Source organism: Escherichia sp. E1V33, assembly GCF_004211955.1.
Taxonomy (GTDB): Bacteria; Pseudomonadota; Gammaproteobacteria; order Enterobacterales; family Enterobacteriaceae; genus Escherichia.
On sequence record NZ_RHJI01000005.1, the window covers coordinates 38,928 to 64,793 of the forward strand.

Genomic DNA, 25,866 nt, shown 5'->3' on the forward strand with positions numbered 1-25,866 from the left:
ACAGAGTAAAATAATTCATTATCGATTTGTTTGACGGCTATCACGTTTCAACTTCGGACCTTTAGCGAAGTTGCACATATTGACAAAAGAAATGCCATGATGCATCAAACATGGTTATTCACCGCCCAATTTGCGGCGGTGAACTGTACTCGTTTTAGTAATTAATTACGAGCCTTAAAATAAATTCATTTAACGGATGGATTGAAGGCGGGAAGCGTCGATATGAAACAGGCGGGCGAAGTTATCGGTGGTTACCTGCGCCAGCTCTTCAACGGCAACACCTTTCAACACAGCCATGTATTCAGCAACATCACGAACCATTGCAGGTTGATTCTCTTTTCCTCGATGCGGCACAGGTGCCAGATAAGGCGCGTCAGTTTCTACCAGTAACCGGTCGAGCGGCACATAACGCGCGGCATCACGTAGTTGTTCTGCATTACGGAAGGTCACAATCCCGGAGAAGGAGATGTAAAATCCAAGATCCAGTAATTTGCCTGCCGTTTCTCTGTCCTCTGTAAAACAGTGTAGTACGCCACCGCAATCCGTCACCTTTTCTTCGCGCAGAATTGCCAGCGTATCGGCACGGGCGTCACGGGTATGGACGATAACCGGCTTGTTCAGTTCACGACCAATCTGGATATGGTTGATGAAAGACTCTTGCTGACGAACTTTAGTTTCCGGCGTGTAATAATAATCCAGCCCGGTTTCCCCGAGAGCAACAACGCCCTCTTCCGCCGCCAGGCGGCGTAAATCTTCCACATCATAGGGATCGTTCTGGTTGAGCGGATGCACGCCGCAAGAAAATACGACGTTATCACGTTCGCCTACCAGATCCCGCATATGCAGATAACCCGGTAATGTCGTGGCAACCACCAGACAAAATTTCACATCGCGCGCAGCGGCTTTCGCCAGGACGTCATCCACGTCCTTATGCAAAGATTCATAATCCAGACCATCGAGATGGCAGTGTGAGTCGACTAAAAACATGATGTCTCTCTTAAAGATGAGGAACCGGTAGCACAACGCCCGGTTGCAGGTAATGCTCAATACGCAGTAAAAGATCGGTGATAAGAAGCTCGCGGTTTACGCCAGTGACAGAAATTAACTGCTCACGGGTGTGACAAACATCCCCCAGTATAGCCTGCAGGCGAGAGGGAGAAAGCTGGTTTGCCAGCGCAGCAACAACGCCCGGCACATCAACATTGATAACCTGCGAAGCGCCATACTTGCGCTTGAGCGCATCCATCAACAGAGTAGCCAACCAGTGCAGGCGCGCCGGAGCTTGTTCGTGATTAAGTGTCGGCAACAGGGAATACCAGTCGCCAGATTGCACACTGTGAGCCAACGCCTGGCAAAGTGTTTCGCGGGCCTGCCAGGTATCTCCCTGAAACAACGCCAACGCCGCACCAGGCGAACCGGCGCTTAAGCGCAGTGCGGCAAGTAACGCGTCCTGTGACATTGTCACTTCACGTGAAAGCCAGGTCACGGCGTACTGTTCTGGCGGTGGTGCGAGGTAATGTAGCCGACAACGACTACGCAATGTCGCCAGTAAACGCTCAGGCTCCCGGGTAGCAAGGAAAAACCAGGTTTCTGCTGGCGGCTCTTCCAGCGTTTTTAGCAAAGCGTTCGCCGCAGCGTCGGTCAGCAAGGCGGCATCGGTTATCCAGACAACCTTAGCACCGCCTAAACGTGCGTGCTCATTCAGTTTTTCGGTGACTTCACGCACCGCATCAATGCCCAGCGCGTTCTTCCCTTTTTCGGGAGCAAGGGTGTAATAGTCGGGATGCGTTCCCGCCTGCATCAACTGACATCCACGACAGTGGCCGCAGCTTTTATGCCCCTCTGGTTGTTGGCACAGGAGATAACGGCTTAAAGCGTAGATTAAGGCATCATCGCCCATGCCTGGTAACGCCTGAATGAGTAGCGCATGGTGACCCCTTCCGGCCTGATAGCTGGCTACCAGTTTCTCGAAATCAGGTCTTAACCACGGATACCATCTCATGCGTTATGTTCCTTAACCCAGTGAGTCACGGTGGTCCGAATCGCCTCCATCACTGATTCCAGTGGCTGGGTGGCATCAATGGTGTAAATGCTTTTATCCTGTGCCGCCAGTTCAAGATAGCGAGCGCGAGTACGATTAAAGAAATCGAATGACTCCTGCTCAATGCGGTCCAGTTCGCCACGCGCACGGGCGCGTTTTAACCCCACTTCTGGAGTCACATCAAGATAAAGCGTCAAGTCAGGGCGAAAATCCCCCAGAACAGCATCACGCAGCGTTGCCAGCATATGCTGGTCAATTCCACGACCACCGCCCTGATACGCCTGAGTGGAGAGATCGTGCCGATCGCCAATCACCCAGGTGCCTTTCGCCAGCGCCGGTTTGATGACAGTTTCCACCAGCTGAACGCGCGCGGCATAAAACATCAGTACTTCGGCTTTATCGGTAATGACTTCATCGCCTACCGATTTGATATCCAGCACCAGGCTTCTTAATTTTTCCGCCAGCTGCGTACCGCCGGGTTCACGAGTGAAAACCATGTCGCGGATCCCCAGTTGCTCAAGCGTCTTAACCACCACGTTTCGCGCGGTGGTTTTGCCTGCGCCTTCGAGCCCTTCAATGACGATATACTTACTGCGCATTTTTTTCCTTAAGCACTTTCAGGTAATCCTGCACAGACTTGTTATGACTGGCAAGATTGGTATTAAACGTGTGACCGCCTTTACCATCGGCCACAAAATAGAGATACGGCGTTTTCGCCGGATGCGCAGCAGCCTGCAGCGAATCCGCCCCCGGCGTAGCAATCGCGCCTGGCGGCAGACCAGTAATGGTGTAGGTGTTATACGCTGTCGGCGTTTCCAGATCTGCACGAGAAAGTTTGCCATTATAACGCTCTCCCATCCCGTAAATCACCGTCGGGTCGGTTTGTAGGCGCATACCGATACGTAAACGGTTGATAAATACTGAGGCAACCTGATCGCGCTCGCTGGCAACGGCGGTTTCTTTTTCGATTATCGACGCCATCGTTACTAACTGGTTTTTATCTTTATACGGCAGACCATCCGCACGCCCATCCCAGGCACTATCGACCGCTTTCACCATTTTCTTGTGCGCTCGTTTGAGTAACGCGACATCAGTGGTATTAGCGGTATACATCCAGGTGTCTGGCCAAAACCAGCCTTCAATCCACTCCGGATTTTCAAGTTCCAGAGCCTGCGCCACGGTAGCGTATTTATCGTCGCTTAACGTGTGCTTGATATAGGGTGCCTCACGCAATTGTTTGAGGTAGTCGCTCAGACGCATTCCTTCTACCAGGCGTAGCGGAAACTGCGCTTCTTTCCCGCTTTTCAGCAGTTGCAACATTTCGCGCACGGTCATCTGCGGCGTAAAGCGATAAGTCCCGGCTTTGAAATGGGAAAGGTCCGGCTCAATACGCAGCAACCACTGAAAGACGCGGGGGCGATTGATGATTTTATCGGCATACAATTGTTCACCGAGAGCCATTCTTCCGGTTCCAGGTTTCAGGGTGAATATCGTCTCTTCTTTAATAAGTAATTTGCTGTCGGCAAGATGGCGAACCTTCCAGACGCCCACACCAGCGGCGATACCCAGTACCATCAGCAATAACAGGATAATGAATAACACTTTTTTCATGACTAATTCGGGTGCTCACAAAGTGGGGCTAAATATTCATATAGCGTTGTTGATGAAAAGAAGACATCATCACAGGCACGCACAGGCATAACTGGCATCAGCGCATTACAAACCATCATTTCATCTGCCTGCATCACGTCTTCCAATGAAGCTTGCACTTCGGCAATCTGATAGGAGGATTGTGCCAGTAAACGGATACAGAATTGTCGCATAATACCGTTAACTCCAGCCTGATCCAGACGCGGCGTGTAGACCACGTTGCCTTTACGCCAGAACAAATTAGCTGCACAGCATTCCGTAACCCACCCTTCACTGTCAAGAACCAGCGCCTCGTCGGCGTTTGTCTGCTCAAGATGAGAGCGAATTAACACTTGCTCAAGGCGATTAAGATGTTTAATTCCCGCAAGATGAGGATTGCGTCCCAGGCGTACCGGGCTTAGCGCCAGCAGTATTCCCTCTTTGCGTAAGCGGTCGTAATGCGTTGGGTAAGCCGTAACTGAGAGCATACGCGTTGCCGGTCCGCTGTTTAACGTACTGTACCCTCGCCCACCACTGCCACGACTGATCACCACTTTCAGCACTCCATTCTGCTGCTCTGCCGCCAGAGTCGCCATCTCGTGCTCAAGCTGCGTCCAGAAGTCACAAACGATCATTAACCGCTGACAGGCTTCCTGTAGTCGCGTCATGTGCGCGGATAATAAGCTGACTTTACCGTCGATAATTCTGGCTGTCGTGAAACAGCCATCGCCAAACTGTATAGCCCGATCGCTTGCTGCCAGTGAATCCTGTTTATGACCGTTAATTAAGAACATACCGGCTCCTTATAATAGGATTGTAAGTGTGGCAGCATGTTCACTGCGGAACAAGTCTGAATAAAATCTAAGAAAAAAGGCCCGCAAGCGGACCTTTTATGTAGGTGGGAAATGGCGACTTAGATCTTTTTGAAGATCAAAGAACCATTAGTGCCACCGAAGCCGAAAGAGTTACACAGGGTGTATTCCATTCCGCTTACCTGACGCGCTTCATGCGGCACAAAATCCAGATCGCAACCTTCATCTGGGTTATCCAGGTTGATGGTTGGCGGAACAGCCTGATCGCGCAGCGCCAGGATGGAGTAGATAGACTCTACTGCACCTGCTGCACCTAACAGGTGACCGGTCATGGATTTCGTGGAGCTTACCAGCACACGGCTTGCAGCTTCACCGAAGATAGTTTTCACGGCCTGCGCTTCGGCTTTATCGCCTGCTGGCGTAGAAGTACCGTGCGCATTAACGTAGCCAATCTGACCTGGCTCAATTCCTGCGTCACGCAGAGCATTTGCCATCGCCAGAGCTGCGCCTGCGCCGTTTTCCGGCGGCGACGTCATATGGTAGGCATCGCTGCTCATACCAAAGCCGACGACTTCAGCGTAAATTTTCGCTCCGCGTTTTTTCGCGTGTTCGTACTCTTCGAGCACCAGCATACCGGCGCCATCGCCCAGTACGAAACCATCACGCTCTTTATCCCACGGGCGGCTAGCCGCTTGCGGGTTATCATTGCGGGTAGATAATGCACGTGCCGCGCCGAAACCACCTACGCCCAGCGGCGTACTGGCTTTCTCTGCGCCACCTGCAACCATCACGTCAGCATCGCCATACGCGATAATACGCGCAGCATGGCCAATGTTGTGCACGCCGGAAGTACAGGCGGTCGCGATAGAAATGCTTGGGCCACGCAGGCCATACATGATAGTCAGATGACCTGCCACCATGTTCACAATCGTTGACGGAACGAAGAATGGGCTGATCTTACGTGGACCACCGTTCATCAGAGATGTGTGGTTTTCTTCGATCAATCCGAGTCCGCCAATCCCGGAGCCAATAGCGGCACCAACACGGGTTGCGTTCTCTTCCGTTATTTCAAGGCCAGAATCCTGCATGGCCTGAACGCCAGCGACAATTCCATATTGAATGAAGGCATCCATCTTGCGCTGTTCTTTGCGCGAGATGATGTCATCACAGTTAAAATCCTTTACTAAGCCAGCAAATTTCGTTGCATAGGCGCTAGTATCGAAATGGTCGATTAGGCTGATGCCACTCTGACCGGCAAGCAGAGCTTTCCAGGTAGACTCTACGGTATTGCCGACAGGAGACAACATGCCCAGTCCGGTCACAACTACACGACGCTTAGACACGTTTGTCCTCCAGGGAGGGAAAAAATGATTCTAGTGGGACAAAAAAAAAGAAAAAACTCAGGCGGTCGAACGACCGCCTGGAGATGTTCACTTACGCCTGGTGGCCGTTGATGTAATCAATGGCAGCCTGAACGGTGGTGATTTTCTCAGCTTCTTCGTCCGGAATCTCAGTATCAAACTCTTCTTCCAGAGCCATTACCAGCTCAACGGTGTCAAGAGAATCCGCGCCCAGGTCTTCAACGAAAGAAGCATTGTTGGTAACTTCTTCCTGCTTAACGCCCAGCTGTTCGCCGATAATTTTCTTAACGCGTTCTTCGATAGTGCTCATACTCTTAAATTTCCTATCAAAACTCGCTTTCGCGATGGTTTTCGTAGTGTATAAAATGTTGAAAAATTTGCAACTAAATCCCGGCAGGTCTTACCACGATTTTACGTTATTTTGAGGCCATACCCCCCAACAACGCAAATCATTTTGCACTTATTATTACTCATAACCACGCAGACTGCGCGCAACATGAGCATTTTGTGCAAATCGCGGTCAGACCATGTACATCCCGCCGTTCACATGCAAAGTTTCACCCGTGATGTAAGCTGCTTCGTCGGATGCCAGGAATGCAACCGCGTTGGCGATTTCCTGTGCGCCGCCGAGACGACCCGCAGGAACCTGCGCCAGGATACCCGCACGCTGGTCATCGCTCAGCGCACGTGTCATGTCCGTTTCAATAAAGCCCGGAGCAACAACGTTTACAGTAATACCGCGTGACGCAACTTCGCGCGCCAGTGATTTACTGAAGCCGATCAAGCCCGCTTTCGCCGCAGCGTAGTTGGCCTGACCGCCATTTCCCATGGTACCAACCACAGAACCGATAGTGATAATACGACCATGACGCTTTTTCATCATAGCGCGCATTACCGCTTTTGACAGACGGAAAACAGATGAAAGGTTGGTTTCGATAATATCGTTCCACTCTTCATCTTTCATTCGCATTAACAGGTTATCACGAGTGATACCGGCATTATTGACCAGGATATCGACTTCACCAAATTCTGCGCGAATTTTTTCCAGAACAGATTCGATAGATGCCGGGTCGGTCACATTCAACATCAGACCTTTACCGTTGGCGCCTAAATAATCACTGATCGCCTGAGCGCCGCTTTCACTGGTCGCAGTACCGATAACTTTCGCGCCACGAGCCGCGAGCGTTTCAGCGATTGCACGGCCAATCCCGCGGCTAGCACCGGTTACCAGTGCGATTTTTCCTTCAAAATTCATGTTGTTCCTCTTTTAAAGCTCGAGCGCCGCTGCCATCGCTGAAGGTTCGTTCAGCGCCGAGGCGGTCAGGGTGTCGACAATACGTTTTGTCAGGCCAGTAAGCACTTTGCCCGGCCCCACTTCATAAAGATGCTCAACGCCTTGCGCTGCCATGTATTCAACGGATTTCGTCCACTGAACAGGGTTATACAGCTGACGTACCAGCGCATCACGAATGGCATCGCCATTGGTTTCGCACTTGACATCAACGTTATTCACAACCGGAACGGTCGGCGCGTTAAAGGTGATTTTTGCTAATTCAACCGCCAGTTTGTCGGCAGCGGGTTTCATCAGCGCACAGTGAGAAGGTACGCTCACCGGCAACGGCAGCGCACGTTTTGCGCCCGCAGCTTTACAGGCAGCGCCAGCACGTTCAACCGCTTCTTTGTGACCGGCGATAACCACCTGGCCCGGAGAGTTGAAGTTTACCGGAGAAACGACCTGACCTTCTGCTGCTTCTTCACAAGCTTTCGCAATAGACGCATCATCCAGACCGATGATTGCCGCCATTGCGCCAGTCCCTTCCGGCACAGCTTCCTGCATAAACTTGCCGCGCATCTCAACCAGACGCACCGCATCAGCAAAATCAATCACACCAGCGCAAACCAGCGCGGAGTATTCACCCAAGCTGTGACCGGCCATCATTGCCGGTGCTTTACCGCCTTGCTGCTGCCATACGCGGTATAGTGCAACAGAGGCAGTCAACAGCGCTGGCTGAGTTTGCCAGGTTTTATTCAGTTCTTCGGCTGGCCCCTGCTGGGTCAGCGCCCACAGGTCATAGCCCAGCGCCGCAGAAGCTTCAGCAAAGGTTTCTTCGACAATTGGATAGCTCGCCGCCATATCAGCCAGCATGCCAACGGTTTGAGAACCCTGACCAGGGAACACAAATGCAAATTGCGTCATGTTTAAATCCTTATCCTAGAAACGAACCAGCGCGGAGCCCCAAGTGAATCCACCGCCAAAGGCTTCAAGCAGAACCAACTGCCCCGGCTTAATACGCCCGTCGCGTACGGCTTCATCCAGCGCGCACGGTACAGAAGCGGCAGAGGTATTACCGTGGCGATCCAGCGTCACGACGACATTGTCCATGGACATGCCGAGTTTTTTCGCCGTTGCGCTGATAATACGCAGGTTTGCCTGATGCGGAACCAGCCAGTCCAGTTGGGAACGGTCAAGATTATTTGCTTCCAGCGTCTCATCAACGATGTGCGCCAGTTCCGTTACCGCGACCTTGAAGACTTCGTTGCCCGCCATGGTCAGATGAATTGAATTCTCTGGATTCACACGGTCGGCGTTTGGCAGCGTCAGTAATTCACCATAACTACCATCGGCATGCAGATGGGTAGAGATGATTCCCGGCTCTTCAGAGGCAGCCAACACCGCAGCGCCCGCGCCATCGCCAAAAATGATAATGGTCCCGCGATCGGTGGGATCACAGGTGCGCGCCAGTACATCGGAACCGACGACCAGAGCATACTTCACCGCGCCAGATTTCACGTATTGATCTGCCACGCTCAATGCATAGGTAAAACCTGCGCAGGCTGCGGCAACGTCAAACGCCGGGCAGCCTTTGATGCCCAGCATGCTTTGGATCTGACATGCTGCACTCGGGAAGGCGTGGGTGGCAGAAGTCGTAGCCACAACAATCAGGCCAATCTGGTCTTTATCGATGCCTGCCATTTCAATTGCACGCGTTGCCGCTTCGAAGCCCATGGTTGAAACGGTTTCGTTTGGCGCAGCAATATGGCGTTCGCGGATACCGGTACGAGTAACGATCCACTCGTCAGAAGTATCCACCATTTTTTCCAGATCGGCGTTTGTCCGCACTTGTTCGGGCAGATAGCTGCCAGTACCAATAATCTTCGTATACATGTACGCTCAGTCACTTTTCGGTTATATACCGTCACTTGCAAACTGCGAGTTCGCTGGCAGCGTCCTGCTACCGCAGAGTTCCGCTTTTGCCATCGTCCAGCAGCTCAAAACCAGCTGGGTATACAGATTTCAGGCGAGCGGCAATTCGCTGAGGAACTTGTCGCTGCACCGCCTGCACTGCCTGTTCAATCGCGACCGCAAAAGCTCGCTGATTGGCCGCACCATGACTTTTTATCACCGTGCCGCGCAATCCTAACAGACAGGCGCCGTTATACTGGTCGGGGTTGAGGTGACTGAATCGCCTCGTCAGGCTCTTTTGTAGCCAACGCTTTAATAACAGTAGCCACCACGACCGTTTTTTTCCTTCACCCTGAGATTTCAGCAGAGAAAGGAACATCCTGACAACACCTTCCATCGTCTTTAATGTGACATTTCCTGTAAAGCCGTCACAGACCAACACATCTGTCTTGCCAGTTAATAACTCATTGGCTTCAAGATAGCCGATATAATTGATAGAAGGGATTGTTTTCAGCACAGCTGAGGCATCCTGAATGCTGTCAAGACCCTTCACTTCTTCTTCACCAATATTGAGCAATGCCACGCGAGGATTGGGAATTTCCACCACCTCTTCAGCCAAAACAGAGCCCATAATGGCGAATTGCACCAACATTGTGCTATCACAATCGACGTTGGCCCCTAAATCAAGGACCACCGTTTTGCCCTTTTGCTGATGCGGCAGCACCGTCACCAACGCCGGACGCTCAATCCCCTCAAGGGGCTTGAGTAATAATTTTGCCAGTCCCATCAACGCTCCGGTATTACCGGCGCTGACGCAGGCTTGTGCTCTACCTTCTTTAACCAACTCCAGTGCCACGCGCATTGAGCTACCACGACTGGCGCGAATAGCTTGCGAAGGCCGGGCATCACTGGCGATAACTGACTGCGCAGGAATAATCTGCAGACGCGAACGTTGTTCAAAGTCAGCTTTAGCAAGTAATGGCGTGATGGCGTCGGGATTGCCGACTAAAAGAAGAGTGAGTTGCGAATTAGAATTCAGTGCCTGCAAAGCTGCAGGCACTGTCACGGAAGGGCCGAAATCCCCTCCCATGACATCTAACGCCAGGGTTAGACGTGTCAAGGTATCGTCGCCGCCCGGTTTGGTCTTTCCCCAGTTGCCTGGGGAAAATCCTCACTAAGCTTCATCACGCAGACGCGTGATTACTTAGCGATGACCTTGCGGCCGCGGTAGTAACCGTCGGCAGTGATGTGGTGACGCAGGTGTTTTTCACCAGAAGTTTTGTCTACAGACAGGCTGGTGACTGCGGTCAGCGCGTCATGGGAACGACGCATGCCACGTTTGGAACGGGTTGGTTTATTCTGTTGTACGGCCATGGACCTTACTCCTCAATTACGGTTTATCCCCGATCCAACGGGGAGCACCAATTACTTACGCTTTAAGCTGGCTAATACGGCAAATGGGTTTGGTTTTTGCGCTTCTTCAGGCAGTTCACCAAAGACCATGTCCGCTTCGGACACTTCACAGTGTTCAGAATCATGCACCGGAACTACCGGCAAGGCGAGGATGATTTCATCTTCAACCATTGCAAGCAGATCGATTTCACCGAATTCGTTAACCTCAATCGGTTCATACGCTTCCGGCAGTGCTTCAGCCTGTTCGTCTGAACGCACAGGACTAAAACAATACGTTGTGTAGACCTGATGAGTAAACGGCTTCCCGCAACGCTGACACTCGAGCGTTACCGTCACCTTCGCATCGCCGTTTAACACCGCGAGACGTTGGTTATCGATAGCGAACGACATGGAGCATTCCACATCACTGTCCACACTGACCACAGATTCGGCGACGCGCTCAACCTGATCAGGAGTATAAATACCCTGGTAATCAAGGCGTTTTTGAGCCGTACGAACCGGATCGAGAGTCAGGGGTAATTTTACCTTTTGCATAGGGCGCGCATATTAACTTTGTAACGTCATAGAGTCAAAGAAAAAGGCAGCCTGTGGTTGCCTTTTGCCAATAATTCGCACACATTGCGGGTTACTGCTTTATTTTCGTTCAGTGCTGACAACGAACATCAACCTGCAAAACGAAGCGCATAGTTTAAAATGGCTATCATCAATACGCTATATCTGATGGAAAAAAATATGCCTAAACTTATTTTAGCCTCCACATCGCCCTGGCGCCGCGCCCTACTGGAAAAACTGCAAATCTCTTTCGAATGTGCCGCACCGGAGGTCGACGAAACCCCACGCAGCGACGAATCACCGCGCCAGTTGGTACTTCGACTGGCGCAGGAAAAAGCGCAATCCCTGGCGTCACGTTATCCGGATCATTTAATTATTGGTTCTGATCAGGTGTGTGTACTGGACGGTGAAATCACTGGCAAACCGTTAACGGAAGAAAATGCCCGTCTGCAATTACGCAAAGCCAGTGGCAATATTGTCACCTTCTATACCGGGCTGGCGTTGTTTAATTCGGCGAATGGGCATCTGCAAACAGAAGTGGAACCCTTTGACGTCCATTTCCGTCACCTGAGCGAGGCGGAGATTGATAATTACGTGCGTAAAGAGCATCCCCTGCACTGCGCAGGCAGCTTTAAGAGTGAGGGGTTTGGTATTACGCTGTTTGAGCGCTTAGAGGGGCGTGACCCTAACACGCTGGTTGGTTTGCCGCTTATCGCGCTCTGTCAGATGTTGCGCCGGGAAGGGCAAAACCCGTTGATGGGGTAGTTTTTTTGCGCCGGATGCGTTTACATCGCATCCGGCAATCGGTGCTGGCTGCCTGATGCGGCGTAAACGCCTTATCAGACCTACCGCTCATTATCAGGTTTATATGCTCGTATTAGCGCACGTTACGCAGCTTCTGCAAACAACGCTTCAAACCATCATCCATTGGCGCTTCGATACGCATCACCTCACCCGTTCCCGGATGGGTAAACTTCAACGCTGCCGCATGCAGGAACAGACGATTTAAGCCCGTACCTGCGTCAGTGAGCTGCTTGTCGAATTCGCGGTCGCCGTAACGATCGTCAAACGCAATCGGATGACCGGCATACTGAGTATGCACACGGATCTGATGAGTACGTCCGGTGACCGGGCTACAACGCACCAGGGTGGCAAACGCATAGCGTTCCTCAACTTTAAAACGCGTTTCGGATGGTTTACCTTCCTGGCTCACACGCACAATACGCTCGCCGCTTTGCAAAATATTCTTCAGCAATGGCGCTTGTACACTCTTCACGTGTGACTGCCACTGACCACGCACCAGCGCCAGGTAATCTTTCTGCATGCCTTTTTCACGTAACTGCTCATGCAGTGAACGTAACGCCGAGCGTTTTTTCGCCACCAGCAGCACGCCTGAAGTGTCCCGGTCAAGTCGATGCACCAGTTCGAGGAACCGCGCCTCCGGGCGCAGCGCCCGCAAACCTTCAATAACGCCGAAACTTAAACCGCTGCCACCATGTACCGCCGTGCCGGACGGTTTATTCAGCACCAGGATATGATCATCTTCATATAAGATGACATCCGCCAGCGCCGCCACTTTTTGCAAATGTGGCGACACCGCATCTTCTTCCCGTTCGGCAACGCGAACTGGCGGAATACGCACTTCATCGCCAGCTTCGAGTTTATATTCAGGCTTAATACGTTTTTTGTTCACCCGTACTTCACCTTTACGCAAAATACGGTAGATCATACTTTTTGGTACACCTTTCAGTTGGGTACGCAAAAAGTTATCGATACGTTGCCCTGCTTCGTCAGCAGTGATGGCAACGATTTTTACGGATGGAGTCTCTGTTTTCATGGTGGGCGATTCTAAATAGCCAGCCGGATTCGCGCCACTCATTTTTCTATGCTTATATTTAGTTTTGCACCTTATTACTTCGCAGGGTGATCACCTAATTGGTGGTTATTAAACCAATCGCCAGCAAGAAGTGAAAAAACTGTGAGTAAGTGGGTGATAAATGGTAAAAGTCATCTTGCTATAACAAGGCTTGCAATGGAATAATGAGAACGTTTCCGTGTCCAACCTTGTTAAAACAAGAAATTTTACGGAATAACCCATTTTGCCCGACCGATCATCAACGCAGCAATGGCGTAAGACGTATTGATCTTTCAGGCAGTTAGCGGGCTGCGGGTTGCAGTCCTTACCGGTAGATGGAAATATTTCTGGAGAGTAATACCCAGTCTGTTTCTCTGATAATTGCGCTGTTTTTCCGCATGAAAAGCAGGCAACCGACACTCTGCGCCTCTTTGAGCTGACGATAACCGTGAGGTTGGCGACGCGACTAGACACGAGGCCATCGGTTCACACCCGGCAAGGCGTTACTTTGCCCGCAGCTTAGTCGTCAATGTAAGAATAATGAGTAAGTTACGATGAAAAGAATGTTAATTAACGCAACTCAGCAGGAAGAGTTGCGCGTTGCCCTTGTAGATGGGCAGCGTCTGTATGACCTGGATATCGAAAGCCCGGGGCATGAGCAGAAAAAGGCTAACATCTACAAAGGTAAAATCACCCGCATTGAACCGAGTCTGGAAGCTGCTTTTGTTGATTACGGCGCTGAACGTCACGGTTTCCTCCCTCTAAAAGAAATTGCCCGCGAATATTTCCCAGCTAACTACAGTGCTCATGGTCGCCCCAACATTAAAGATGTGTTGCGTGAAGGCCAGGAAGTTATTGTGCAGATTGATAAAGAAGAACGCGGCAACAAAGGGGCTGCGCTGACTACCTTTATCAGCCTTGCGGGTAGCTATCTGGTTCTGATGCCGAACAACCCGCGCGCGGGTGGCATTTCTCGTCGTATCGAAGGCGACGACCGTACCGAATTAAAAGAAGCACTAGCAAGCCTGGAACTGCCGGAAGGCATGGGGCTTATCGTGCGTACTGCCGGCGTCGGCAAATCTGCCGAGGCGCTGCAATGGGATTTAAGCTTCCGTCTGAAACACTGGGAAGCCATCAAAAAAGCAGCTGAAAGCCGCCCTGCTCCGTTCCTGATTCACCAGGAAAGTAACGTAATCGTTCGCGCATTCCGCGATTATTTACGCCAGGACATCGGTGAAATTCTTATCGATAACCCGAAAGTGCTCGAACTGGCACGTCAGCATATTGCTGCGTTAGGTCGCCCGGACTTCAGTAGCAAAATCAAACTGTACACCGGTGAAATTCCGCTGTTCAGCCACTACCAGATTGAATCGCAGATTGAGTCCGCCTTCCAGCGTGAAGTCCGTCTGCCGTCCGGTGGTTCCATTGTTATCGACAGCACCGAAGCATTAACCGCCATCGACATCAACTCCGCACGTGCAACTCGCGGCGGCGATATCGAAGAAACTGCGTTTAACACCAACCTGGAAGCTGCTGATGAAATTGCTCGTCAGCTGCGTCTGCGTGACCTCGGTGGTCTGATTGTTATCGATTTCATCGACATGACGCCAGTACGCCACCAGCGTGCGGTAGAAAACCGTCTGCGCGAAGCAGTGCGTCAGGACCGTGCTCGTATTCAAATCAGCCATATTTCTCGCTTCGGCCTTCTGGAGATGTCCCGTCAGCGTCTGAGTCCGTCGCTGGGTGAATCCAGTCATCACGTTTGTCCGCGTTGTTCCGGTACTGGCACCGTGCGTGACAACGAATCCCTGTCGCTCTCTATTTTGCGTCTGATTGAAGAAGAAGCGCTGAAAGAGAACACTCAGGAAGTCCATGCCATTGTTCCTGTGCCAATCGCTTCTTACCTGCTGAACGAAAAACGTTCTGCGGTAAATGCCATTGAAACCCGTCAGGACGGCGTGCGCTGTGTGATTGTGCCAAACGATCAGATGGAAACTCCGCACTACCACGTGCTACGCGTGCGTAAAGGGGAAGAAACGCCGACCTTAAGCTACATGCTTCCAAAACTGCATGAAGAAGCGATGGCGTTGCCGTCTGAAGAAGAGTTCGCGGAACGTAAGCGTCCTGAACAACCTGCACTGGCAACCTTTGCTATGCCGGATGTGCCACCAGCGCCAGCTCCGGCTGAACCTGTAGCGCCTGCAGCAGCCCCGGCGCCTAAAGCGGCACCGGCAACGCCAGCAGCTCCGGCACAACCGGGTCTGTTGAGCCGCCTGTTCAGTGTACTGAAGTCGCTGTTCAGCGGCGGTGAAGAAACCAAACCGGCCGAGCAACCTGCACCAAAAGAGGAAGCGAAACCGGAACGCCAACAGGATCGCCGTAAGCCTCGTCAGAACAACCGCCGTGATCGTAATGAACGCCGCGACACGCGTAGCGAACGTACGGAGGGTAGCGATAATCGCGAAGAAAACCGTCGTAATCGTCGCCAGGCGCAGCAGCAAACCGCTGAGACTCGTGAGAGCCGTCAGCAGGCTGATGTAACGGAAAAAGCGCGTACTACTGACGAACAGCAAGCGCCGCGTCGTGAACGTAGCCGTCGCCGTAACGATGATAAACGTCAGGCGCAACAAGAAGTGAAGGCGCTGAATGTTGAAGAGCAATCTGTTCAGGAAACCGAACAGGAAGAACGTGTACGCCCGGTTCAGCCGCGTCGTAAACAACGTCAGCTGAATCAGAAAGTGCGCTATGAACAAAGCGTTACGGAAGAAGTGGTCACTGCACCGGTGGTTGAAGAAACTGTTGCTGCCGAGCCTGTTACTCAGGAAGCACAAACCCCGAGCACTGAACTGGTGAAAGTACCGCTGCCAGTGGTTGCACAAACTGCGCCAGAACAGCAAGAAGAGAATAATGCCGATAACCGTGACAACGGTGGTATGCCGCGTCGTTCTCGTCGCTCGCCTCGTCACCTGCGCGTGAGTGGTCAGCGTCGTCGTCGCTATCGTGACGAGCGTTATCCGTCCCAGTCACCAATGCCGTTAACCGTAGCGTGCGCATCTCCGGAACTGGCCTCTGGCAAAGTCTGGATCCGCTATCCGGTTGTACGTCCGCAAGATGTACAGGTTGAGGAGCAACGCGAACAGGAAGAAGTGCAGGTACAGCCGATGGTGACAGAAGTCCCTGTTGCTGCCGCTGTCGAACCAGTTGTTGCCGCGCCGGCTGTTGAAGAGGTGGCTGAAGTTGTAGAAACACCTGTTCAGGTTGCAGAACCGCAACCAGAAGTTGTTGAAACAACGCATCCTGAAGTGATTGCCGCAGCGGTAACTGAACAACCTCAGGTGATTGCCGAGGCCGATGTTGCCGTAGCGCAGGACGTTGCAGAGCACGCAGAACCGGTAGTTGAACCACAGGAAGAGACGGCAGACATTGAAGAAGTTGCCGAAACTGCCGAGGTTGTGGTTGCCGAACCTGAAGTTGTAGCTCAACCTGCTGCCCCGGTAGTCGCCGAAGTCGCAGCTGAAGTTGAAACGGTAGCTCCTGTTGTATCCGAGGTAATCGTTGAACATAACCACGCCACTGCGCCGATGACTCGCGCTCCGGCACCGGAATATGTTCCGGAAGCACCGCGTCACAGTGACTGGCAGCGCCCGACCTTTGCCTTCGAAGGTAAAGGTGCCGCAGGTGGTCATGCAGCAACGCATCATGCATCTGCTGGCCCTGCGCGTCCGCAACCTGTTGAGTAAAACTTAACTCAAAGTGAACAAGCCCTGGCAACCGCCGGGGCTTTTTTATTTCATCTTTGAATCAACATATTAAAATTCATCGAATGGCATCCTTGCTAACCAACAATGCAAAATAGGCAAAAAAATGCCCGCCCCGGCGATCCCAGAGCAGGCAGACAAAACATACCCAGTTTCAAGATATGTTTAAAAACGAGCTTATTTGTTGAGCTGGAAGAGCGACAATCCTTGCATATCAGTAAACGCTTTGTACGACGCCTGCAACGCCGTTTGCTGCATGATGTAAGATGAAATAGTTGCATTCCAGTCCACATCAACCAGATCGCTCATCTGCTGTGTTTGCCCTAAAGCGCGATCGCTACCTAATGAATCCAACGACTCCAGTTCATTCAGTTGCGTGCCGAGTTCTGCGCGTACGGTCAGGACATTATTCAGTGAGTTTTTCAGACCACGATTGGTTTTATCCAATGCCGCAGCGGCGGTTTCTTTATCCGCTTCGCTATCCGCGACAGGCGTTTTTAGCGCCGCGATGGCGCTATCCAGCATAGCAAACAGATTAGTTTCAGAATCGCTACCGTCAGGTTCCGCTACCGAGTTGCTGGTGATGCTGTTGAAAATTTTGTCACCAGTATGCCCTATCACCATCGAACGAGAGGCATCGACCTGTTGCTTAATACTTTCTGTTCCACCGACATAATCACCATCAGCCTCACTAAACGGCGCGGATTCTGTTTTATAACCGGCAAAAATGTAGCGCCCGTTCCCATCCGTGGTATTCGCCAGATTTAACAACTGGTCGCGGATCCCTTGAATATCCGTTGCCAACGATGCCCGGTCATCATCACTCAACGTGCCGTTGCTGGCGTAGACAATTTTTTCCTGGGCATTCTGGATCGCAGTCGTCACCTGGCCAAGAACGCTTTCTTCCAGCGACACTTTTTGAGTCGCGAAAGTCCGCGCCAGCGTGTACTGGCTGTTTTGCGCCTGCGCCTGGGAGAGAACCACGGCTTGTGATGCAGCAATGGGATCGTCAGAAGGGTTAACGACTCGCTTACCCGTCGACATCTGTTCGCCGTACTTCATCCATTCCGCCTGAGAATTGGTGATACCACGCATATTTTGCTGGTACATCATCTGGGTACTGAAACGCATCTTATCTCCCCTTAGCGAATGTTAATCAGCGCATCAAAAATGGCGTTCGCCGTCTGCAGAACCTGTGCATTGGCCAGGTAATACTGCTGAAAACGTTGCAGGTTGCCATACTCTTCATCGAGATTGACGCCAGAAATAGACTGCTGCTGATTAGAAAGTTGCGTCACCACATTACTTTGTGTGGTACTGCTGGTTTTCAACGTGGCGGTTTTATTCCCGATATCGCTAACCAACGAGGCATAGGCGTCGTTAAAGGATTTCGCCCCACCGACCGTTTTGCCGTTAGTTTGCAAATCCAGCAGCGCCTGACCATTGCGGTTGTCGCTTTCACCGGCAGTTTCATCGCTGGCCATGGCGATTTTCGCTTCGTCAGTGATTAATACATCCATATTGACGATGGCATCGCTTACCGGTTTCAACGTGAAGCTGTCGTTCGGTTTTGGCGTTCCGGTGAAGGTCAGTTCCAGACCATCAAACGAGACTTTGCCGTCGGCATCCGGCGCCACCGTAAAAGTAGTATTGCTGGACAGTCGGGTGACCTGCCACTGATTATCTTTGAACGAGATTTTGTAATCTGTCGCCAGCACAGCGGAACTATCGGTTACCGTAGCACCGATCGCGGAGCTACCTTTGTTTTTGATATTTTCCAGAACAGCGGGCTTACCAATAGCAAAGAAATCCTCCCCTCCTTTACCATTGGCATCATACCCCTTGTTATGTTGGGCATTGAAAGCCTCGGCAAATGCCAGCGCCAGTTGCCCGAGCGTATTGCGCGTCTGGTCAAGATCCTGAGAACGAAACGTCAGAATGCCGCCCAGCGACCCCGTATTCAGCAATTTCTCCGGGATCTCGATATTTTCCGCCGTCCCGTCAACATAAGCGACGGTCGTACGAGAAGGATCGGCGCTGGACGGGACAGCAGCAAGCTGACGTGCCGAACTGCCTTGAACCAGCGAGTAACCATTGGCCATGGTGATATTGTAAGTACCGCCATCCTGAACGCTGACCTCAACGCCAACGATCTGGTTTAATTCACTCACCAGTTGATCGCGTTGATCAAGGAGATCATTGGGTGAAGCCCCTGCTCCCACACCTGTTAAACGGGAGATCTGATCGTTCAGGCTGGCGATTTGTTTGGCATAATTATTGATCTGGTCGACGCTGGCACCTATTGCGATATTGACCTGTTTGTCCTGGTCGCGCAGATACTGGTCGGTGGTTTTAAACTGATTCACCACACCTTCCGCCTTGCCAATCAGCGCCTGCCGCGCAGCCGGATCTTCTGCGTTACTGACCAGCGTTTGCAGACTGGTGAAGAAGTCCTGCATTTGCGTTGCCAGCGACGTGGTGCTGCCAGAGAGCATATTGTCGATTTTCGACATCTGCTCATAACGGGAAGTCAGGCCACTACTCTGAGTCTGCGCCGCACGTAACTGATTGGTAATAAACGCATCGTATTCACGCTGCACGCCAGAAACATAGACGCCATTGCCTACCCAACCGCCCGCACCTAACGTACTGTTAGCCTGCGCCATAATGGTGGTTTGTCGGGTATATCCGGCAACGTTATAGCTGGAAATATTATTACTCGCCGTATTTAACGCCGCCTGGGCAGCGTTAAGTCCGCTCATGGCGTTATTAATCAAGCTGGACATGGAGGTTCCTTATAAGCCTTCAATTACCAAGCATTATCGGCAGACACCCGCCGGACTTGAATTATTCAGAACAGATTATCGATACTCATACTGTAGGTTTTGCTCACCTTGTCGCTTACCGATTTCAATTGCTGAATCATATTGGTGAGTTTGCGGGCATACTCAGGATCGGTGGCATAACCTGCATCCTGTAATGCCTGCGCACCCTGCTCGGCGCTGGCCGCGCGAGTCACGGCGGCGTAGCGTGGATTACGGGTTAAAAGCCCAACGTAATCTGACAATGCTTCGAGATAAGAACTGTAAACACGAAACTTCGCCTTTACTTTCTTCGCTTCGCCGTTTTCATATTCGGTGGTAGTGATTTCAGTAACGGGTCCTTTCCAGTTACCTGACGCTTTTACACCAAACACGTTGTAGCTCGGCTCGCCGTTTTCGCGACGAATTTGCCGTTGTCCCCAGCCTGATTCCAGCGCAGCCTGGGCAAGGATAAGATGATGCGGCACACCGCTTTGCTGGCTTGCCAATTGAGCTGGCTGCGAGAGCTGTGCAAGGAACGCTTTGCTGTCACCAGGCAGCAAAGCATCGTAATTGCGCGGTACCGCTTTTTGCACCATCTGCTTGAGGGCTTTATTTTGAAAACTCATCACCGTTTCAAGTGGGAATTTCATTGGTCCCGCAGGCATCTCTTCTGCTGGCAGTGGCTGCTCTGGCGTCATCTGTTTTACCATCATCTCCGCAAGTCCCAGACCTTTGCCCGCCGTCATCTGTTGGGCTATCTGCTGGTCATACATGCTGGTGTAGAGCCGGGTGTTCTCGCTGCTGAACAGGCCATCTTTCGGTAAGGCTTCACGCATGCTTTTTAGCATCATCTGCACAAACATCCCTTCCACCTGGCGAGCTACCGGGCGAATATTTGCTGCTGGATCTTCGCCCGCCTTCGCTTTCAGATCGTTAAGTGATTGTGAATCCCAGGCGGCGCTCGCCAGCAGTTTACTGTCGCTAATCATCAGATGATTTCCAGTTTTGCCCGCAGACATCCCGCGCTTTGCATAGATTGCAGTATGGACATTAAATCCATTGGAGTGGCTCCCAAGGCGTTGAGCGCGCGCACCACGTTATTGAGGCTGGCGCTGGAACGTACGGTTTGCAGCGAACCGCCGCTCTGGCGTAAGTCGATCTGCGTTTGTGGCGTTACCACGGTCTGTCCGCCACCAAACGGTGTATCTGGTTGGCTGACATTGGCCTGACGATTTACCGTAACCGAGAGATTGCCCTGCGCCACCGCGCAGCTATCGAGGGTCACTTCACGATTCATCACCACCGAACCAGTGCGCGAGTTAATCACTACTTTGGCGTCCTGCGGGACGACATTGACCTGCATGTTCTGGATATCGGCAAGGAAACGTACCTGGGAGCTATTACCACTCGGCACGCGAACCTGAATAGTTCGGGCATCTAACGCCGTGGCACTACCGAATCCTCGGGTGCGGTTGATGGTATCGGCGATCTGCTGCGCCATCGCGAAGTCTTCGTCATTTAGCTGCAAATTGAGGGTATTGCCAGCGCCGAATTGGCTGGGCAATTCGCGCTCAATAATCGCACCGTTGGTAATCCGCCCACCATTCAGTTGGTTAACCTGGACGCTGCTGCCTCCCGCCGATGCCCCTGCGCCACCAACCAGAATATTGCCCTGCGCCAGCGCATAAACCTGGCTGTCGACACCCTTAAGTGGTGTCATCAACAACGTACCGCCACGCAGACTTTTGGCATTACCCATGGAAGAAACCACCACATCGATGGTTTGCCCCTGGCGTCCAAATGGCGGAAGTGACGCTGTCACCATCACCGCAGCGACGTTTTTTAGCTGCATATTGGTGCCAGTCGGAACGGTAATTCCCAACTGTGAGAGCATGTTATTAAGCGTTTGAGTGGTAAACGGCGTCTGGGTCGTCTGGTCGCCCGTACCGTCAAGGCCAACAACAAGACCATAACCAATCAGCGAGTTTTGCCGTACGCCCTGTACGCTGGTGAGATCGCGGATGCGGTCAGCCTGTGCAACGGTCGCGACCAGCAGAAGAATGAATACAGAGAGAAATTTAATCACCACAGCCTCACTTACATTGGCGACAGGTTAAGGAAGAAGCGCTGTAACCAGCCCATGTTTTGTGCTTCGTTAATGTAGCCATTGCCAACGTACTCAATGCGCGCGTCTGCCACCTGGGTTGACGGTACAGTGTTGCTGCCACTGATAGTGCGTGGATTGACCACGCCGGAGAAACGAATAAATTCAGTCCCCTGATTAATGGCGATCTGTTTTTCGCCCACCACATGCAGGTTGCCGTTGACCAGCACCTGATCAACCGTCACGGTCAAGGTGCCGCTAAAGGTATTGCTGGCATTAGCCCCGCCTTTGCCATTGAAGCTATTACCGCCAGAGGCATCGACATCGGCACGGGCATTACCGAACAGCCCTTGTAAATAGCGCGGCACAGTATCAAACCCGAAGTTAGTTTTTCCGTCACGACTGGCATTGGCGGACGAACTCTTGCTGGCGCTGACATTTTCCTGCAACACAATAGTCAGCGTATCGCCGATATTACGTGGTCGACGATCTTCAAATAACGGCTGATAACCATAATTAATCGACTGGGCAGACTGAAAAATGGAACCATTGGCGACGGGCGTCGGGCCGGGGACAGGTTGTGCCGTGGTCACTCCCTGCACCAACGGGGTAGACGGGATCCAGGCGCAGCCGGTCAGTGAAAGCACCAACAAGGTGGAAATGCCGTATTTTTTTCGCATGGCTATCATCTTCAAAAATCAATAAACCGGTAAGTTGCCCTACCGGTATGCTTTAGAGTTGCGTCAGTTTTTGCAGCATCTGGTCGGTGGTGGATACCGCTTTACTGTTGATTTCGTAGGCGCGCTGTACCTGAATCATGTTGACCAGTTCCTCCGCCACGTTGACGTTAGACGTTTCAACATATCCTTGATACAACAGCCCCGCGCCGTTCAGGCCTGGCGTACTTTCGTTCGGTGCGCCGGAGGATTGTGTTTCGGTGTAGAGGTTTTCACCAATGCTCTCCAGGCCAGTGTCGTTCATAAACGTGGTGAGATTGAGTTGTCCAACCTGGACCGGAGCGGCCTGGCCTTGCTGGGTAACACTGACCACGCCATCACGACCAATGGTAATGCTTAACGCATTCGCCGGAATGGTGATTGCTGGTTGCACCTGAAAACCGCCCGCCGTCACCAGTTGCCCGTTCTGATCCACCTGGAAAGAGCCGTCGCGGGTATAGGCTGATGAGCCATCCGGCAGCATGACCTGGAAAAAGCCCTGCCCTTTAATCGCCACATCTTTGCTGTTATTGGTTTGCGACAGGTTGCCCTGACTGTGTAAGCGTTCAGTGGCGACCGGACGCACCCCCGTACCGATTTGTAACCCGGATGGCAAGGTAGTTTGTTCGGAAGACTGTGCGCCAGGCTGGCGAATGGTTTGATAAAGCAGATCTTCAAACACCGCCCGCTGGCGCTTGAAGCCATTAGTACTGACGTTTGCCAGGTTGTTGGCAATGACGTCCATATTGGTTTGCTGGGCGTCGAGGCCCGTTTTGGCGATCCATAATGAACTGATCATAAAATGTCCTGTAGTGGATTGCTGACAAGCAGAACAGAAGCACGCGGCGATGCGAATTTCCCCTCACCCTAACCCTCTCCCCAAAGGGGCGAGGGAATAGTCCGCGCGCTTTTATTGCAATGTCATCAATCGTTCAATTAACTCATCGACAGCAGTTGGTTGGCGCGGCCAGCGTTATCATCGACGCTGCTTATTACTTTCATCTGCATTTCAAAACGCCGCGCACTGGCAATCATGTCGCTCATTGCCGAAACAGCATTAACGTTGCTACCTTCCAGCACGCCCGACATCACCCGTAACGTCGGGTCAGCCTGTAACACCGGACCACGCGTGGCCTGACTTTCCGCACTCAAACGGAAGATCCCGTCATCACCACGCTGCACTTCACTGCCCATGGCTTTCACCAGTTTCAACCGTCCCACTGGCGCAACGGTATTTGCCGGATCGCCCGGATTGAGCGCCGAAATGGTGCCATCGGCGGCGATAGTAATTTCCGCCCCTTCCGGCACGGCAATCGGCCCCGCCTCGCCAATCACCGGATACCCCTGAATCGTCAGTTGTCCACCAGGATCAACCTGAATGCTGCCGTTACGCGTATACCCCTCGCTGCCGTCAGCGGTTTGCACGGCCAACCAGCCGTCCTGTTGTAATGCAACATCCAGGGGACGCGAGGTGTAATCCATCTTGCCGGGCGTCATATCTGCACCAGGCGTAGATGCCGTCACGAGTGTGCGCGTGGGCAGAGAAAGTCCTTCAACCGGCACCGCACGTAAGGCGTTTAATTGCGCGCGAAAACCAGGCGTGGAGGCATTCGCCAGATTGCTGGCGGTCACCGCTTGTTGATTCAGCGTCTGACTGGCGGCGCCCATTGCGGTATAGATTGCGTGATCCATCGAGCTATCCCGTCAGCAATTAGCGTAAGTTAACCAGCGTGTTGAGGATCTGGTCCTGAGTTTTGATGGTCTGGGCGTTAGACTGATAGTTACGCTGGGCGACAATCATATTGACCAGTTCTTTGCTGAGATCGACGTTAGACGCTTCCAGGGCGCCGTTAGTCAGCGCGCCAAAATTGCCGGTCCCGGCGGTTCCCAATAGCGCTACACCAGAAGACTGAGTTGCAGACCAGACGTTGTCGCCCTCTGATGCCAGTCCTTCGTTGTTGGCAAAGTTAGCCAGCACAATCTGCCCCAGCAATTGGGTTTGTTCGTTCGAATAGTTCCCGACTACCGTGCCGTCATCGTTGATTTGATAACTCACCAGATCGCCCGGTTTGTAACCATTCTGGGTGGTCGCCACAATATTGTTGGCGCCAGTGTTTTGCTGCATAGAATTAAGGAAGCTGAGGGAAAATGTTGCAGGATCCGCGCCATTAATCGCGCCAGTGGTAATATCCTTTGTTGGATCCGACGTCAGAACACCATTGGCATCAAATTCCAGTGTTGTCGCTATCGTTGCAATGCTGTTTGGAGCACTACTATCCTGGGTGTAGACATTCCAGGTATTATCCTGGGTCTTCACAAAGTAGACGCTCATGTCATGGGCATTACCCTGACTGTCATACACCGTTACCGAACCTTTTTTGTTATAGCTATCGGCATCACTGACGCTGAATGGTGTCACGGTAGGAAGCGTATCACTGGAGTTAAGGTTAATCTGCATGGACGCCGTGGTCGTGGACTTCGCCGCCATCAAGGTATTTGGAATTGAAATACTGCCCGGATTCGCCCCTTGCTGGATGGTCGGAGGCGTACCGGTTGCCGGATACCCGGTCAACTGTAAACCTTGCATATTCACAAGGTTACGGTTTTCATCCAGTTTGAATTGCCCGTTACGGCTGTAAAACACCGAACCGTTACTGTCTACCAGACGGAAAAAACCGTTCTGGCTGATAGCGACGTCCAGGCCACGGCCAGTATTTGTGGTCGTGCCATCGGTAAAATCTTGAGTGATGCCAGCAACTTTTACCCCCAGTCCCACTTTCGAACCAGCAAACATATCAGCAAAAGAGGCCGTGCCGGATTTAAAGCCATAGGTGGCAGAGTTGGCGATATTGTTGCCAATAACATCGAGATTGGTGGCGGCAGCGTTTAATCCGCTAACCGCTTGAGAAAAGGCCATGACTGACTCCTGAAATGTGAAGGCTTAAATTATTTGCCGTACTTCGTCGAGGGTGGTGGTGCCGTAAGTGCCGAGATCCAGCGTGTTACCGTTATTGCCGCGAATCACGCCCTGTACCAGCGCAAACTGCAATGGCTGGGCAACCAACTGTGTACCGCCGTTGCTGGCACTAATTGCCACGTTATAAGAACCGTTCGGCGCGGTCGTACCATCAGTCAACGTGCCGTCCCAGGTGAAACTGTGGACTCCGGCGCTGAGTTCACCAATATCAATGGTGCGCACAACCGCGCCATTTTTATCGGTTATGGTTGCGGTCACTTTGTCTGCAGCTTGTTGCAGCTCAACACCAAACGGCGTGGTGGTGGTCACCGCCCCTTCTTCACTGCCAGTACCGGCAAGAATGGTGGTGCCGGGGATCATCACGCCGTGACCAATCAGGTTGCTGGCCTGTAGCGACTGGCTGTTATCAATCTGCCCGGAAATCGAACCGAGTGTGGTGTTGAGCTTTTCAATCCCGCTGACCGTGCTGATTTGCGCCAGTTGTGACGTCAGCTCATTGTTTTCCATTGGATTGGTCGGATCCTGGTTTTTCAGTTGCGCCACCAGCAAAGTCAGAAAGCTGCTCTGTAAATCTGCGGCGTTACTGCCCGTAATCGAACTACTGCTGGTGGTGCTGACGCCGGTATTTGTCGGATCGGTGGTGGTTACCGCAATGGACAT

The 25,866-nt window shown here is 52.1% G+C and carries 25 protein-coding genes; 2 read left to right on the forward strand and 23 right to left on the reverse strand.

Annotated features, from left to right (window positions below; translation table 11 throughout):
- Positions 1 to 189: 189 nt before the first annotated feature.
- From D9742_RS04690 to yceD, 13 genes are all read right to left on the reverse strand, one after another.
- On the reverse strand, positions 190 to 987 hold the full coding sequence (locus tag D9742_RS04690) for a metal-dependent hydrolase (RefSeq protein WP_130236145.1): 798 nt from the start codon (positions 985 to 987) through the stop codon (positions 190 to 192).
- 10 nt (positions 988 to 997) lie between these two features.
- Positions 998 to 2,002, reverse strand: a complete 1,005-nt coding sequence (gene holB / locus D9742_RS04695; protein WP_130236146.1) for a DNA polymerase III subunit delta' — start codon at positions 2,000 to 2,002, stop codon at positions 998 to 1,000.
- Positions 1,999 to 2,640: a dTMP kinase gene (gene tmk / locus D9742_RS04700; protein WP_130236147.1), complete on the reverse strand. Its 642-nt coding sequence runs from the start codon at positions 2,638 to 2,640 to the stop codon at positions 1,999 to 2,001. The genes holB and tmk overlap by 4 nt, the downstream gene beginning before the upstream one ends.
- Positions 2,630 to 3,652: a cell division protein YceG gene (yceG, locus tag D9742_RS04705; protein ID WP_130236148.1), complete on the reverse strand. Its 1,023-nt coding sequence runs from the start codon at positions 3,650 to 3,652 to the stop codon at positions 2,630 to 2,632. The genes tmk and yceG overlap by 11 nt, the downstream gene beginning before the upstream one ends.
- A gap of 2 nt (positions 3,653 to 3,654) precedes the next feature.
- The gene (gene pabC, locus D9742_RS04710; RefSeq protein ID WP_130236149.1) at positions 3,655 to 4,464 is read right to left on the reverse strand and encodes an aminodeoxychorismate lyase; all 810 of its coding nucleotides are present in this window, start codon (positions 4,462 to 4,464) and stop codon (positions 3,655 to 3,657) included.
- A gap of 119 nt (positions 4,465 to 4,583) precedes the next feature.
- Positions 4,584 to 5,825 (reverse strand): beta-ketoacyl-ACP synthase II, encoded by a 1,242-nt coding sequence (gene fabF / locus D9742_RS04715; protein WP_130236150.1) that lies wholly within the window; start codon positions 5,823 to 5,825, stop codon positions 4,584 to 4,586.
- Between the two features lie 91 nt (positions 5,826 to 5,916).
- The gene (acpP, locus tag D9742_RS04720; protein WP_000103754.1) at positions 5,917 to 6,153 is read right to left on the reverse strand and encodes an acyl carrier protein; all 237 of its coding nucleotides are present in this window, start codon (positions 6,151 to 6,153) and stop codon (positions 5,917 to 5,919) included.
- 210 nt (positions 6,154 to 6,363) lie between these two features.
- On the reverse strand, positions 6,364 to 7,098 hold the full coding sequence (gene fabG, locus D9742_RS04725) for a 3-oxoacyl-ACP reductase FabG (protein ID WP_130236151.1): 735 nt from the start codon (positions 7,096 to 7,098) through the stop codon (positions 6,364 to 6,366).
- 12 nt (positions 7,099 to 7,110) lie between these two features.
- A complete protein-coding gene (gene fabD, locus D9742_RS04730) occupies positions 7,111 to 8,040 on the reverse strand; it encodes an ACP S-malonyltransferase (RefSeq protein WP_000191372.1) in 930 nt (309 codons plus the stop codon).
- 15 nt (positions 8,041 to 8,055) lie between these two features.
- Positions 8,056 to 9,009 carry a beta-ketoacyl-ACP synthase III gene (gene fabH, locus D9742_RS04735; protein ID WP_130205541.1) on the reverse strand — a complete coding sequence of 318 codons (954 nt, stop codon included), beginning with the start codon at positions 9,007 to 9,009 and terminating at the stop codon, positions 8,056 to 8,058.
- A 67-nt stretch (positions 9,010 to 9,076) separates the two neighbouring features.
- Positions 9,077 to 10,147, reverse strand: coding sequence for a phosphate acyltransferase PlsX (plsX, locus tag D9742_RS04740; RefSeq protein WP_074399521.1), 1,071 nt, complete (start codon positions 10,145 to 10,147; stop codon positions 9,077 to 9,079).
- An 80-nt stretch (positions 10,148 to 10,227) separates the two neighbouring features.
- Complete coding sequence (rpmF, locus tag D9742_RS04745; RefSeq protein WP_000290727.1) at positions 10,228 to 10,401, reverse strand: 50S ribosomal protein L32; 174 nt, start codon at positions 10,399 to 10,401, stop codon at positions 10,228 to 10,230.
- Positions 10,402 to 10,452: 51 nt separating this feature from the next.
- Positions 10,453 to 10,974: a 23S rRNA accumulation protein YceD gene (gene yceD / locus D9742_RS04750; protein WP_001174481.1), complete on the reverse strand. Its 522-nt coding sequence runs from the start codon at positions 10,972 to 10,974 to the stop codon at positions 10,453 to 10,455.
- Between the two features lie 198 nt (positions 10,975 to 11,172).
- Here yceD and yceF point away from each other — a divergent pair, with 198 nt between their 5' ends.
- A complete protein-coding gene (gene yceF, locus D9742_RS04755) occupies positions 11,173 to 11,757 on the forward strand; it encodes a 7-methyl-GTP pyrophosphatase (RefSeq protein ID WP_130236152.1) in 585 nt (194 codons plus the stop codon).
- Between the two features lie 112 nt (positions 11,758 to 11,869).
- Here yceF and rluC read toward each other — a convergent pair whose 3' ends face one another.
- A complete protein-coding gene (gene rluC / locus D9742_RS04760) occupies positions 11,870 to 12,829 on the reverse strand; it encodes a 23S rRNA pseudouridine(955/2504/2580) synthase RluC (protein WP_130236303.1) in 960 nt (319 codons plus the stop codon).
- Positions 12,830 to 13,401: 572 nt separating this feature from the next.
- On the opposite strand from rluC, the gene rne reads away from it, so the two are divergent.
- The gene (gene rne / locus D9742_RS04770; RefSeq protein ID WP_130236153.1) at positions 13,402 to 16,587 is read left to right on the forward strand and encodes a ribonuclease E; all 3,186 of its coding nucleotides are present in this window, start codon (positions 13,402 to 13,404) and stop codon (positions 16,585 to 16,587) included.
- 195 nt (positions 16,588 to 16,782) lie between these two features.
- Here the strand turns inward: rne and flgL are convergent, their stop codons facing one another.
- The 9 genes from flgL to flgD form a co-directional block, all read right to left on the reverse strand.
- On the reverse strand, positions 16,783 to 17,736 hold the full coding sequence (flgL, locus tag D9742_RS04775; protein WP_130236154.1) for a flagellar hook-associated protein FlgL: 954 nt from the start codon (positions 17,734 to 17,736) through the stop codon (positions 16,783 to 16,785).
- A gap of 11 nt (positions 17,737 to 17,747) precedes the next feature.
- Complete coding sequence (flgK, locus tag D9742_RS04780) at positions 17,748 to 19,391, reverse strand: flagellar hook-associated protein FlgK (RefSeq protein WP_130236155.1); 1,644 nt, start codon at positions 19,389 to 19,391, stop codon at positions 17,748 to 17,750.
- Between the two features lie 65 nt (positions 19,392 to 19,456).
- Positions 19,457 to 20,398 (reverse strand): flagellar assembly peptidoglycan hydrolase FlgJ, encoded by a 942-nt coding sequence (gene flgJ, locus D9742_RS04785; RefSeq protein WP_130236156.1) that lies wholly within the window; start codon positions 20,396 to 20,398, stop codon positions 19,457 to 19,459.
- A complete protein-coding gene (gene flgI / locus D9742_RS04790) occupies positions 20,398 to 21,495 on the reverse strand; it encodes a flagellar basal body P-ring protein FlgI (protein ID WP_130236157.1) in 1,098 nt (365 codons plus the stop codon). The genes flgJ and flgI overlap by 1 nt, the downstream gene beginning before the upstream one ends.
- A gap of 11 nt (positions 21,496 to 21,506) precedes the next feature.
- The gene (flgH, locus tag D9742_RS04795) at positions 21,507 to 22,202 is read right to left on the reverse strand and encodes a flagellar basal body L-ring protein FlgH (protein ID WP_130236158.1); all 696 of its coding nucleotides are present in this window, start codon (positions 22,200 to 22,202) and stop codon (positions 21,507 to 21,509) included.
- 43 nt (positions 22,203 to 22,245) lie between these two features.
- Positions 22,246 to 23,028, reverse strand: coding sequence for a flagellar basal-body rod protein FlgG (flgG, locus tag D9742_RS04800; protein WP_000625837.1), 783 nt, complete (start codon positions 23,026 to 23,028; stop codon positions 22,246 to 22,248).
- A 137-nt stretch (positions 23,029 to 23,165) separates the two neighbouring features.
- On the reverse strand, positions 23,166 to 23,921 hold the full coding sequence (flgF, locus tag D9742_RS04805; RefSeq protein ID WP_130236159.1) for a flagellar basal-body rod protein FlgF: 756 nt from the start codon (positions 23,919 to 23,921) through the stop codon (positions 23,166 to 23,168).
- A 19-nt stretch (positions 23,922 to 23,940) separates the two neighbouring features.
- Entirely contained in the window at positions 23,941 to 25,146 is a 1,206-nt protein-coding gene (gene flgE / locus D9742_RS23210) for a flagellar hook protein FlgE (RefSeq protein ID WP_130236160.1), read from the reverse strand.
- 24 nt (positions 25,147 to 25,170) lie between these two features.
- Positions 25,171 to 25,866: a flagellar hook assembly protein FlgD gene (gene flgD, locus D9742_RS23215; protein ID WP_064528545.1), complete on the reverse strand. Its 696-nt coding sequence runs from the start codon at positions 25,864 to 25,866 to the stop codon at positions 25,171 to 25,173.

Coding starts and splice junctions, on each gene's coding strand:
- flgG (WP_000625837.1), bottom strand. CDS start 23,028: ATGATCAGTTCATTATGGATCGCCAAAACGGGCCTCGACGCCCAGCAA.
- rne (WP_130236153.1), top strand. CDS start 13,402: ATGAAAAGAATGTTAATTAACGCAACTCAGCAGGAAGAGTTGCGCGTT.
- tmk (WP_130236147.1), bottom strand. CDS start 2,640: ATGCGCAGTAAGTATATCGTCATTGAAGGGCTCGAAGGCGCAGGCAAA.
- yceF (WP_130236152.1), top strand. CDS start 11,173: ATGCCTAAACTTATTTTAGCCTCCACATCGCCCTGGCGCCGCGCCCTA.
- flgH (WP_130236158.1), bottom strand. CDS start 22,202: ATGATAGCCATGCGAAAAAAATACGGCATTTCCACCTTGTTGGTGCTT.
- fabH (WP_130205541.1), bottom strand. CDS start 9,009: ATGTATACGAAGATTATTGGTACTGGCAGCTATCTGCCCGAACAAGTG.
- rpmF (WP_000290727.1), bottom strand. CDS start 10,401: ATGGCCGTACAACAGAATAAACCAACCCGTTCCAAACGTGGCATGCGT.
- pabC (WP_130236149.1), bottom strand. CDS start 4,464: ATGTTCTTAATTAACGGTCATAAACAGGATTCACTGGCAGCAAGCGAT.
- holB (WP_130236146.1), bottom strand. CDS start 2,002: ATGAGATGGTATCCGTGGTTAAGACCTGATTTCGAGAAACTGGTAGCC.
- fabG (WP_130236151.1), bottom strand. CDS start 7,098: ATGAATTTTGAAGGAAAAATCGCACTGGTAACCGGTGCTAGCCGCGGG.
- yceG (WP_130236148.1), bottom strand. CDS start 3,652: ATGAAAAAAGTGTTATTCATTATCCTGTTATTGCTGATGGTACTGGGT.
- flgJ (WP_130236156.1), bottom strand. CDS start 20,398: ATGATTAGCGACAGTAAACTGCTGGCGAGCGCCGCCTGGGATTCACAA.
- flgK (WP_130236155.1), bottom strand. CDS start 19,391: ATGTCCAGCTTGATTAATAACGCCATGAGCGGACTTAACGCTGCCCAG.
- rluC (WP_130236303.1), bottom strand. CDS start 12,829: ATGAAAACAGAGACTCCATCCGTAAAAATCGTTGCCATCACTGCTGAC.
- flgF (WP_130236159.1), bottom strand. CDS start 23,921: ATGGATCACGCAATCTATACCGCAATGGGCGCCGCCAGTCAGACGCTG.
- fabD (WP_000191372.1), bottom strand. CDS start 8,040: ATGACGCAATTTGCATTTGTGTTCCCTGGTCAGGGTTCTCAAACCGTT.
- flgE (WP_130236160.1), bottom strand. CDS start 25,146: ATGGCCTTTTCTCAAGCGGTTAGCGGATTAAACGCTGCCGCCACCAAT.
- D9742_RS04690 (WP_130236145.1), bottom strand. CDS start 987: ATGTTTTTAGTCGACTCACACTGCCATCTCGATGGTCTGGATTATGAA.
- yceD (WP_001174481.1), bottom strand. CDS start 10,974: ATGCAAAAGGTAAAATTACCCCTGACTCTCGATCCGGTTCGTACGGCT.
- flgD (WP_064528545.1), bottom strand. CDS start 25,866: ATGTCCATTGCGGTAACCACCACCGATCCGACAAATACCGGCGTCAGC.
- flgL (WP_130236154.1), bottom strand. CDS start 17,736: ATGCGTTTCAGTACCCAGATGATGTACCAGCAAAATATGCGTGGTATC.
- acpP (WP_000103754.1), bottom strand. CDS start 6,153: ATGAGCACTATCGAAGAACGCGTTAAGAAAATTATCGGCGAACAGCTG.